This window comes from Luteibacter sp. (assembly GCF_051958795.1).
Lineage (GTDB): Bacteria > Pseudomonadota > Gammaproteobacteria > Xanthomonadales > Rhodanobacteraceae > Luteibacter.
Genome location: NZ_JBQCFT010000261.1, coordinates 1 through 12,878, shown reverse-complemented (window position 1 = coordinate 12,878; position 12,878 = coordinate 1). Strand labels below are relative to the sequence as shown.

Here is a 12,878-nt window from a genome sequence, read left to right as displayed (position 1 = left end):
CGACGCCCCTACAAAACATGCTTCACGAGGCCTTGCCATGATCGTTCGCCACACGCCAGCCACCACCCGCCCGGCACCGAAGCCGCGGCCGACCCTTCGCCGCCGCGCCATGTGCCAGTTCATCATGGCCGCGCTCGTGGGTAGCGGTGCCGCTCACGCGGCGAACCCACCGGCGTTCAGCCAGGCCTGGTTTGCTGCAAAACAGCAGCAGGGTGCCACGGCACCGGCCCAGCCGGCGGGTGGCAGCGGAAACACGGTGAGCTACAACCCGGGCAACGCGCTCCAGCAGCAGCGCGTCCAGCAGTCCATCACCAACCTCAACAACGCCGCCGCCGCGCTCGCCGCGCAGATGCAGCAGCAGAAGGACGCGCAGGCCGCGGCCGCGCAGCTGGTCTCTTCAGTGCCGAACGGGCTGGGTGATGGCGCGCTGAAGCCATCCGCCGGTGTCGCCACCGATCCCTCGCTGTGGCAGAACGCGCTGAAGCCCACGGATACCGTGGCGGCGGGCGGCAAGCACACGGTGGAAGTGAAGCAGACCGCGAAGAAAGCCATCCTCACCTGGGATAGCTTCAACGTGGGCCGCGACACCACCCTGTACTTCAACCAGAGCGCCGGCAACCTCAGTGGCGGGGGCAACGACTGGATCGCGCTGAACCGGGTGAACGATCCTTCCGCGAAGCCCAGCCAGATCCTCGGCGCCATGAAGGCCGAGGGCACGGTGTATGTGCTCAACCGCAACGGCGTGGTATTCGGCCAGGGCGCGCAGGTGAATACGCGCTCGCTGATCGCCAGTTCGATGAACCTGTTCTCGAACGACCTGAAGACAAGCAATACCGTATTCCTGACATCCGGCATCGCTGATCAGACCCGGTCGAACCAGGCGCTGTTCGTGACGGATCCTGCTTCCGTCGATGGTGCCGGTGTGGTGATCGAGAAGGGCGCATCCATCAATGCGAGCGGCGGCGGCTTTGTGTTGGTCGCGGCGCCGAAGGTGGTCAACCGGGGTTCGATCGTCGCCGACGATGGGTCGGTGATCCTTGCTTCGTCGCCGCAGTTGCAAAACACCAGCAACACGGGTGACATCCAGCTTGCAGTGAACGGCGGCACGTCGGGCGCCTCTGACGGCATCGAGAATAGCGGTCTCATTCAGGCTCGTCGTGGGTCGATCACCCTGTTGGGCCCGGATATCGCCCAGGACGGCGTAGCAGTCGTCTCCACCAGCATAGCGCGACCGGGCAAGATCACTATCCAGGGCACGACCCCTGTTGCTAACGGCGGACCGGTCGAGTTCGGCGCCGGATCGGTCACGACGGTATTGCCCGAGAAGGATGGCGCGACAACCACGTCGACGCCTGAAGCCGACAAGGCCTTTGTCCCGGGCGCCATCCTGGTCTCGGGCTCCCGCGTGACGCTGAATAGCGGATCGCTCATCGAAGCACCGGGCGGTAAGGTAACGCTGCGGGCGGCGTCCGCGGGCGGCCCGACAGCGGGGCCCACCGATGGCCGCGTGTACATCGATAGTGGTGCGATCGTCGATGTCTCTGGCCTGGCGGACGTCGAGCTGCCGATGTCCGCGCTGCTCGTCAGCATTCCCCGCGTTGGCCAGAACGAACTCGCCGACTCGCCGCTGCTTCGCAACAGCTTCCTTTACAGGCAGAAAAACATCGTGCTCGATAGCACGGTATCCGGTACGCGCGCGGATGGCCTTGACTGGATCGGCAGTCCCATTCTCAACGCGGCTGGCTATGTGCAGAACGTGCCCCGCGATATCAGCCAGATGCTGACCACCGGTGGCACGGTAACGCTTGACGGCAATGAAGTCATCGCGCGGACCGGTTCACGTATCGCGCTCGATGGCGGCTACCTGGCCTACCAATCGGGCTGGATCACCACGCCGAACCTCTTGGGCGCGGATGGGCTGATCCACAACATCGCTTCAGCCGATCCGGATGTGGCCTACGTCGGCTTCGCGGGGCAGTTCACCAGCGACCATGCGCGCTGGGGTGTCAGCCAGACGTACAACTCGCCCCTCTTCGGTGGCGCGAAGCGGTACCAGGAGGGCTTCGTCAAAGGCTCCGACGCCGGCACGCTGACCGTGCACGCGGGACAGGCGGTGGCACTCGATGGGGAGATCTCGGCGCAGGCCACGCCGGGGACGCGGCAGACGGGGGATGGTACGCAGCCCGATGGGGGCACGTTCATCCTCGACCAGGCGGCTAACTCGGCCGGCAATGGCCGTAACCCGGCCGGCGTTCGCGTGCAGCAGATGACGCGTACGCTCGAATCCCTGGTGCCCGACTTCGACCAGGATACGAAGTGGAGCGAGCTCGACGTCAGCGGCGGGCTGGACGCACCGTGGATGGTCCTCAGTGCCGACACCCTGGGCAAGGCCGGATTCAGTTCGGTCAGCCTCACTAACAGCGCGATCGAGGTGACCGCTGGTACCCGGCTAGCCGTTCAACCGGGCGGCAGTATTTCCCTTACGGGTTTGGGCAGGGGCATAGATGTATACGGAACGCTTGAAGCACCTGCCGGCACGATCTCGATAACGAACGGCCCGGGGAATGAGATCACCCTGCACGACGGCGCCTTGCTTAGCGCGCGCGGGCAATGGATCAACGACAGCGGCGCGGACAGCGAGCACGCGCAAGGTAGTCGCTGGATCAACGGCGGCAACGTGACGCTTTCAACATCGCAGGCCGGGCGCGTTGGCGGCGGGGACGACACGGCTTCCGTGGTGCTCGATGCGGGCAGCGTCATCGATGTGTCCGGTGGCGGCTACGTCGATACCAACGGCAATGTGCTTCTCGATCACGGCGTGCCGGCAGGACATGGCGGCAATGTGGCGATCCAGACGTACGTAGCCGGTAGCTATCCTTCGGACACGTACGATCGGGCACGCGTGGTGCTGGACGGCACGATTCGCAGCTGGGGCTTTTCGGGCGGCGGCGCCCTGACATTGCGGGCGGCGCAGATCCAGGTGGGTGGCGATCCGTCCGATATGGCCCTGGCGAACGGCCTGTGGCTCGCCCCGGGATTCTTCGATGGCCAGGGTTTCAGTCGTTACAACCTGGATTCGGTCACAGACGCGACGATCGCCGACAACAGTAACGTTATCGTACGCCCGGCCAACCTTCTCGGCGATATCGGTGCGCTGCGTGACCTAGCCACCGGCAGCGACTTGTACTCCACGCCCGCGGTTACCGGGGTTGGCGTGCTCGATGCGTGGCAACGATGGGCAACACGGGGCACCGCCGCGGCGCAGACACCCGGCCTCACGATTCAGGCGGGCGACTACCTGAACTGGCTAAAGGATCCGCGCGACACGTCTACTTACGCGCATGTGCCGGGCGTGTCCGGCAGCGTCGTGATCGGACACGACGCCGCCGTCGCCGTCGACGCGGGTGGCCTCATCGATGTGTCGGCCACCCATGATGTGCAGGTGGAAGGCCAGCTCACCGCGCATGGCGGCGCCGTCAATCTGACGACGATCGAGCCTACCGGCGATACGGGGCTTACCTCGCGCATTGGCCTTGGCAGTGAGGGTGTCCTCGATGTCAGCGGCATCTCGCTGGTGAACCCGACGGCGGCGCCCGCCATGGGCCCATCGGGACGTATGACCCCGCGTACGGGTGATGTGCTGGCGGGTGGCGCCGTGGCGATGACGGGCGACGACGAGACCTTCGTCGTGGCCGACGACGGATCGCGCATCGATGTCTCAGGTGCCTCGGATACGTTCGATCTGCCGACGGCGTCTAGCCGTCTGAACGGGATGACCTCGGAGGTCGTACCCACGGCGGTCTGGAGCGATGCCGGTAGCATGCTGTTCGGCGCATCGGCGGGCCTTTACCTCGGGGCGACGCTGGATGGCCATGGCGGTACGCCGTTGGCGGAAGGCGGCTCGCTTCAGGTGGTGACGCTCGACCGGGGCGACAACTTTGCCAGGGTGCACGCGAAGGGCATCCTTGTGCGCCAGTCGTATGCGAGCAAGCCCGCCTTCGCGAGCGGCCAGGACGTCATCGGCGATGCCGACGGAACCCTGGTGTTCGCAGCCGATGTCCTGCATGGCTCCGGCATCACCACGCTGCAGTTTGGCCCGACCGCGGGTCAGAACCCTGTGGGACAGACGATATTGCCGCTCGGCTTCGCGGGAGATGTCAATCTCAACCTGGGCCGCCAGGTCATCATCAATGCGACAGGTATCGAAGCGCTGGGCGGGGGTGCATCGCGCGTCGACCTGCCATCGGGTTACCTCACCGACACCGGCCACGTGACGATCACCGCGCCCTACGTCCATATCACCGGCACGTCGGCAACGCCCAGGGCGGTGGCGGGCAATGGCATCCTCGATGTCAATGCATCCACCATCGACATGGGTGGGATGGTCAATCTGCAGGGCTGGAAGCAATCCAGCTTCAACGCCAGCGATGACCTTCGCTTCACGTTCCCCGCCTCGGCTGGCAGCGGAACGAATGCTTTGCAGGGCATGTTGTTCTCCACCGGTGACCTGACGTTCACCACCGGCCAGGTCTACCCGGCCAGCAATTATCGCTTCGCGATCGACGCCAACGCTTCCAACCTTCCAGACGCGCAAGGCAATGCCCGCGAGACCACGATTACCTTCCTGCCTTCGGGCAATGCGCCAAGCACGCCGTTGTCGGCGGGTGGTGCGCTGCTGATCAGCGCGGACCATATCGAGCAGAAGGGCAGCATTCGCGTGCCTTCAGGCGCCCTTGTCATCGGCACCACCGATCCGTCGGCGGATGCGGCCGCGTTCGGGCTGGCGACTGGCTTGCCGGCACTGGCAAAAACCCAGAGCGTGCACCTTGCCCCGGGCAGCATCACGTCGGTATCGCTGGATGGCCTCACCGTGCCGTATGGCAATACGATCGATGGCGTCGACTGGCGCTACGGCACCAGCAAACCCTCAACCGTCGGCGGGGTGGCCAGCGTCGTCACGGCGCCACCGGCCAAGCAGATTGAAGTGCAAGGTGACTCAGTGTCGCTAGATGCCGGCGCCACCATCGACCTTTCCGGTGGTGGCCACCTGCAGGCCTCGGAATTCGTGCCCGGTACCGGAGGCACGCGAGATCTGCTCGCCACGGCACCCAATGGGGCGACGGTTTACGCCATCGTCCCCGGTTTCCAGGGCAAGATCGCGGCCACCGACATGTCCATGGAGGGGCTCGGCGTCCCGCAGCCCGGCGTCGGCCGCCAGGTCTACCTCTCGGGCGTGCCCGGCCTCGCCGCGGGTTACTACACGTTGCTCCCCGCCCAATACGCGAACCTGCCTGGTGCGATGCGCATCTACCAGGCGACGGGCTCGCGCGATAGCGTGGTGGGACGTGCCGCCGTCGCTCCGGACGGTGGCTATGCCGTGGCGGGTTATTACGGCGATGCGTTCACCGGGGCGCATGATGCGCGCACGACCACCTTCGTGGTGCAGTCCGCACGCGTGTGGCAGCAGTATTCTCAGTACCGCCTGACGGATGCCGATACGTTCTTCAGCAACGTCGCAACGAAGAAAGGCCAGGTGGCTCCGCAGCTCGCCGCCGACGCGGGGCGCCTGCAGATCGGCGCGGGCCATGCGCTGCAGCTGGGCGCCACGCTGGCGGCGGCGCCGGCCACAGGTGGCCGCACCTCACAGGTGGATATCGCTGGCGAAGCCATCCAGGTGCTCGGCGCGGGCGACACGGCACGCGATAGTTACCTTGGTATTTCCGCCGACGGGCTGACCACGCTGGGTGCAGGTAGCTTGCTGCTAGGCGGCACGCGAAGCAGCGATACCGATGGCGATCACATTGACGTGAGCGCCCAGAGCATCCTGCTTTCGAACGACGCGGCGCATCCGCTGGCAGGCCAGGAGATCATCCTCGTCGCCGGCTCGGGCGGTGACGGCATCACCCTGGAAGACGGTAGCGTGCTGCAAGCGCGCGGTGACGGCAACGCGGTGGCAAACCAGCCCCTGGTGATCGGCCGCGATGCGGGGACGGATGCCAGCGGTAGCCCGGTTTCGGCTATCGACGGTAACGGCGCGTTGCTGCGCGTCTCGCAACATGGTGCCGCCCCCGTCACCCGCCATGGCCTCGCCAATACGACGTCGGCTGGGCAGCTGACGATCGGCGCGGGCGCGTCCGTCCTCGGTGGCAACGCCCTGACCCTGGATGCGACCGGGAGCGTTAGCGTGGACGATAGCGCGCTGCTTGCCGGCAAGAATATCGACGCGACCGCCAACCGCATCGCGTTCGTCGGCGCCGGCGCGACGGCGCCGGATGATGGGCTGACCGTGGGTGCTGGCACGCTGGCACAATGGCGCGCGGCGAACTCGGTGACCTTGCGCAGCCGCGGCGACATCGATTTCCTCGGCGCGCAGGATATCGCCGTGGATAACCAGCTCGTGTTGAGCGCGGGTGCCCTCAACGGCGACGGAAACGATGTCGCGATCCACGCTGGCACGGTGGTATTCGCTAACACGCTGGGCGCTCCGGCCGGCACGGCATCGAGCGCCGACGGCACGCTACGCGTCGATGCGGGCGAGCTTGATTTCGGCCAGGGCACGACGACACTGCATGGGTTCGGTGCATTCGAGGCTTCCGCCTCGTCGGGCATGCTGGCCGCTGGCCAGGGTGGTGCGAATTTCGGCGCGGCATCGGTGGATCTGACGGCGCCGGTGTTCGTCGCGGGCGGCGGCGGTGCGACCACGCTGGTGACCACCGGGGCCATGCGTCTGCACGGCGCGGCGGGTACGGCGCTCACCAACGATGGCCTGGGCGGTTCGCTCACCTCGCGTGCCGCGAGCATCGATGACGGCATGGACCTGAAGGCGGCTGCGGGTGGCCTGACCCTGGACGCCACGCAGGGTGGTGTGCACGTCGCGGCAGGCACGGCGCTGGATGTGGGCGGGATCACAAAGCAATTCTTTGATACAGCAGCCTACGCCCCAGGCGGCAGCCTGGCGTTGAAGGCGGCAGGCGATATCGCCATCGACGACGGCGCGACGCTCCGTTATGGCGGCGCCGCCGAAGCAGGCGATGCGGGCTCGTTCAGCGCCGTCGCGGGTGGGGGCTTGCTGCTTGGCGGCACCTACGACGGCCACGCCGCCAAGGGCTACCGCGGTGGGTATTTCACGATCGGCAGCGGCGGCTCGCTCGACCTGGATGCACTGGCGGGCCTGGTCGCGGCCAGCGGTTCGACCGGCCTGGTCGACATCACGAGCGGGCAGGGCGATCTGGCCTTGTCCGCCGGGCATACGCTCACCGCGCAAAAGGTGTTCCTGTACGCCAACGGCGGGAAGGCGCGGATCGATGGCACGGTGGATGCCAGCGCACCTGCGGCCAGCCGCATCGAAGTGTGGGGCCGCCAGGGCGTGGATATCGATGGCACCCTCGATGCCCATGCAACCACGCCGGAACAGCGTGGCGGCGATGTGGTCCTCGGAACCACGGGGACGTTTAACGGTACGGTCGATCAGACCTACGGCTATGAACAGGTCGACCGCGCCGACGCGGGTTACGTGCATGTCGGGGCGAATGCGCTCATCAATGTCGCCGGCGGGGCTGATACCACTTTCGCAGGCGGCACGATCAGCATCCGCGCGCCGTTGCTGAGCGATGGCGATGTGCCCGTCGCCGTCGATAACCCGGCGTCTCTGCAGGGTACGCGCTCGGTCACCATCGAGCCGTATGCGGTGTGGAGTACGCAGGACCCCTATACCGATGACCCGGGCACTGCTCCGTCGAGGCATTTCGATGGTGTCATCGATCCTGCCGGCTGGTTCACCAGCGACGGCAGCACCATGGTCGCCGGCACCTGGACCGACGAGAAGGGCAACGCGCTTCCAGCGCCCGCCGACGCCGCGCAGCAGGCGGTGTACATGGGCAAGTACTACTTCACCCCCGATGCGATCAACACCGACCACGCCGGCTTCTTCGGCTACGTGAACGGCGATATCGCGCAGGGCCCTGGTGCGTTGATGGGCTTCGTCGAGCAGCCGGGCTTCACCTTCGGCGATCGCTTCGCCGGCATCGCCATCGTCCACGTGCGGCCGGGTATCGAACTGCGTAACCCAGCCGATGGGGCGAACGCCGGCGATATCAGTGTCGTCACCCACTGGAATCTCGGCGCCGGCGTCACCGGCGCCGACGGCAAGCCTCAGCTGGCGTACCGTTACAACGGCGAGGCGCCGATCCTCACCGTCCGCGCCGCCGGCAACCTCAAGCTCGATGCGAGTATCACCGACGGGTTCTACCAGCAGAACGACGGCGCCGCGCTCAATGATCCGCCGCGGGATGATAGCGGCAGCACGCCGGATGATCCGCGCTACGACGCGGCGCTGGCCGCCTACCAGAAGTCGCAGGCCTACCTGGACGCGAACAACGCGTGGAACGGCACGATCAACCTGGCGGCGGGCGACCCTGCCGACGGCATGACGCCGGGCGGTGGCGTGGCCGACATCAGCAAGGATCCGTACTACCAGCCGCTGACCGCGCCTTCCAAGGGGCAGGAAGATGCGTACTACGCCAACTACGCCAACTATATCGGCGAGTTCGGCGACGACGTTAACTCGATGTGGTCGTTCTACTTTGTCCAGCAGAACAGCGGCGTTGGCTTCCTGGTGCACAACCCAACGACGGAGGTGGCGCCCCAGCCGGCGGGCTTCAGCAACTACTCCGATTACGCCGACAGCTACATGAACTGGCTGTACAACACGTTTGGTGTCGGCCTGCGCACGAACCAGACGCCATCGCCGATCCTTCTCCCGGTGGATACGGATTACGCGGCCTGGTCGAACAACTACAACAACATTTACCTCGCCAACCACCTGAACTACTGGCTCTATGTTGACTTTAACGTCGGCGATCCCAGTTCGGGTGCGTTCCAGCTTTCCTACGCGCCATTCGCACCCAAGCTTTCGCCGACGCCATCGAACCCGCTGTACGCAGCGGCACTCACGGCGTACCAGCGTGCGCAAGCCTATCTCGACGCGAACAACGCCTGGAATGGCACGATCAACCTTGCCGCCGGCGACCCGGCTGATGGCATGACGCCGGGCGGCGGTATGGCCGATATCAGCAAGGACCCCTACTTCCAGCCCCTGATCGCGCCGGCTCTCAGACAGACCGACCAGTATTACAACAACTACCAGAAATACATCGCTGAGTTCGGCGACGACGTTAACTCGATGTGGTCGTTCTTCTTTGTCCAGCAGAACAGCGGTATGGGCTTTCTCGTGCACAACCCAACCACCGAGGTGGCGCCGCAGCCCGGCCAGTTCACCAATTACTCGGACTACGCCGACAGCTACATGAATTGGCTGTACAGCACATTCGGCGTTGGCTTGCGCACTAACCAGACGCCGTCGCCGATCCTCTTGCCGCTCGATACTGATTACGCGGCCTGGTCGAACAACTACGACACCTATCTCGCAAACCACCTGAACTACTTCTTGTACGTGGATTTCAATGTGGGCGATCCGGGGAGCGGCGCCTTCCAGCTTTCGTATGCGCCGTTCGCGCCGCGCAACGATGCGGATACGTCGGCGCCGCCGGCCATCTCGTTCGGCAAGCCCGCCGCGAACAACTCGCCGTCGAACATGCCTTCGTATGGCAATGCCGCTTCGCTGGCCTCGGCCACCTTGCTGGGTGGGCCGAGTACGTCGTATCGCCTCGTGGCCGGTGCGGACCTCGCCGGTTCTGATCCGCTGGGGACCGCGGCCACATCGACCGCCGACATTGCGCTGGATGGGCACTTCGCGGTCAAGGACACCCTGACCGACCCGACGGCCGTGACCGTGGGCAGCCCGCTCGCCGGCAAGGTCCTTTACATGCCGACGACGATCCGCACCGGCACGGGCGACATCGACCTGGCCTCGGCCGGCGATATCCGCTGGCTGGATGCGGCGGCGCCCGCGACCATCTATACCGCGGGCGCTCCTGCGGATGGCACGTCTGCTGGCACCAATGTCAACGTTCTGCGCCCGTCCGAGCTGACCTCGGTAGCGGCCGCGACCCAGCCCGACATGCTGGTCAACGGCCTTGTGAATCCTGACCACGCGGGTGATATCCACCTGCGCGCCGGCGGCGACATCGCCAGCATCCAGAACGTTGCCGACAGTGACGGATCGCAGACCAAAGGCAATCCGGGCGGTTCGATCGCGCAGTACTGGTGGCAATGGATGCAGGTGGGCAACGCAACCGATCGCTCGAGTTCGTCCATCGATTTCTCCAACTTCCGCCAGGGCGTGATGAGCATTGGCGGCAATGTCGATGTGGATGCCGGCGGGGATGTCAGCGAGCTGTCGGTGTCGTTGCCCACCACCTGGTACAAGAATGCCGATGGCAAATCGATTACCACCGTCGGAGGTGGTGATCTCTCGGTGCATGCTGGTGGCGACATACTCAGTGGCACGTACTTCGTCGCGAAGGGCACCGGCGATATCCGTGCGGATGGCGCGGTGGCCGCTTCGCCCTCGCTGGCCGCGTTCGGTCTTGGGTATTCGTCGGGCGGCGTTGAGGCTACGACGCCGGTGTCCACCTTGTTCGGCATGCAGGACGCGCAGGTCAACGTGAGTGCCAGGCAGGGCGTGGATATCGGCGGGGTTTACGACCCGTCGTATTATCGAAGCTCCAACCTGCAGCCGATCCTTCCGGCAGGTGGGCCGGACAGCCAGGGCTATTCGACGTCCTCGTCGTTCACCGCCCAAGCCGCAGCAGGCGATGTGGTGTTCGGCAGCCTGCTTGCGCCAGGCGACCTGTTCTCGCACGCGCCCGCCAAGAATACCGGCGGCCTCGCCGGACCGCTCCTGCCCGCGTCGCTCGCCCTGTCGGCGCTCGGCGGTAGCGTCGATATCCTGACCAGCGGTGAGCTGTTCCCCTCCGCGAGCGGCAACCTCACCCTGCTGGCGGCTGACAACGTCTCGCTGGCAAAGATCGCTTCCGATACGACCAGCCGGAACCTTGGCCTTGTGGATTCCTCGCCTGACGACATGCCATCGCCGCTGAGTCCCATTGATGTCCGCAGCAGCTCATGGGTGACCTGGGATCCCAGGGCCGCACAATTCAATGCGATTTACCATGAGGCCGATGCGCTACACGCCGACGATACGAACCCGGTACGGATCTACGCACTGGAAGGAGACATCAGTGAAGGTCGAGTCGGCACAGGCAATCTCTATGGACAATTCCTTACCCTGCTTCCTTCCAAACAGGCTGACATCCGCGCCGGACGCGACATCGTCAATCTTTCGCTCGTGGGCCAGCACACGCGTCGGGCGGATATCACGCTTGTCTCCGCCGGCCGTGACATTTACGACACACCCTCCGGCGGCGATCAAGTCGCGCCCTCGCTCCAGTTGGGCGGCCCGGGTTCGTTCGTGGTCGAAGCCGGGCGCGATGTCGGGCCGTTCATCAGCCAGGCCGATGTCGCTAATCGCGGCAACGGTGTAAATGCGTATCCGACCGGTATCGAAGCCGTAGGTAATGCGTACAACCCGTACCTTCCGCACGAAAGCGCAGATGTTCTGGTGAACTTCGGTGTTGGCCCCGGCGTGGATACCGTGGCGTTCCTCGCGCACTACATGGAAGGCACCGATGGCCTGCCCAGCCTGCTTCCCGACCTCGTCGAGTTCATGCAACGGCGCATCGCGGGCAGGGCGACCGCGACGGGCCATGTGACCGACGACGTGGTGGCTCCGCTCACGACGCAGCAGGCGCGTGACCTGCTGGCCCAGGAGCCCGAGGTCGTCCAGCGGATGTTCGCCCAAACCGAACTGTTCAAGCTGCTTGGCCAGGTTGGCGCGGACTATGGTGACGCGTCCAGCCCTTATGCCGGGCAGTACGCGCGTGGCTATGCGGCGCTGAACACGCTGTTCCCAAGTTCCCTCGGCTACACCGCCAACGGCAGCGGGCAGGGTGGATTGAATGGCGCGGCCGCCACCGTGAATACCGGCAACCTGGATATCCGCAGCTCGACGATCCAGACCCAGCAGGGCGGCGACGTTACGCTGCTGGGCCCTGGCGGCCAGGCACTTATCGGCAGCACATCGGCCCCCGCGCAGTTTGTCAACGCGCAGGGAGCCGTGCTCGCCGGACCTAACTCCATGGGCTTGCTCACGCTCGAGACGGGCAATGTCAATGTCTTCACCGACCGCAGCTTGCTCCTCGCGCAAAGCCGCGTGTTCACCGAGCAGGGCGGCGATGTCACCATCTGGAGCTCCAACGGTGATATCAACGCGGGGCAGGGTGCGAAGACGAGCAGCGAAGTACCACCGCCGGTATTCCTGTGTGACAACGATGCCTGGTGCAGCGTGGACGCGCGTGGCCAGGTAGCTGGCGCCGGTATCGCCACCCTGCAGACGGTCGAGGGCGCCGAGCCAGGCAACGCCTATCTCATCGCGCCACGCGGCACGGTCGATGCGGGCGACGCAGGCATCCGTGTGTCCGGCAACCTGGTGATCGCGGCGGCGCGCGTGGCCAATGCGGACAATATCCAGGTCAAGGGCGACGCCATCGGTATCCCGGTGACGGCCGCCGTTAACGTGGGCGCGCTCAATGCAGCGAGCGCGGCGGCCACGGCGGCATCCCAGGCGGCGGAAGATGTCGCGCGCAAGCAGCAGAGCGATTCGCGCAGCAAGATGCCTTCGGAGATCTCGGTGCGCGTTTTGCGCGATGGCGATAACACCTCGAGCGTATCGCCGGCAGCGGCGGGCTACGACAACACATCACCGGTGCAGGTACTTAGCCGCAACGACAGTGGTCAGCTGACCGACGACGAGCGCAAGGCACTCCGTCGCATGTAGTCGCTGCCACCCCGGGAGGAGCGTGCCGTGGGAGCGTGCTGTGGGAGCGTGCTTGCGCGCGATGGGTGCTAGCGGCAGCACC

At 65.5% G+C, this 12,878-nt stretch carries 1 protein-coding gene; it reads left to right on the top strand.

What is annotated here, in order from left to right:
- The first annotated feature begins 37 nt into the window (after positions 1-37).
- Positions 38-12,796: a filamentous haemagglutinin family protein gene (locus tag ACTHLF_RS13730; protein WP_440327907.1), complete on the top strand. Its 12,759-nt coding sequence runs from the start codon at positions 38-40 to the stop codon at positions 12,794-12,796.
- Positions 12,797-12,878: the final 82 nt, after the last annotated feature.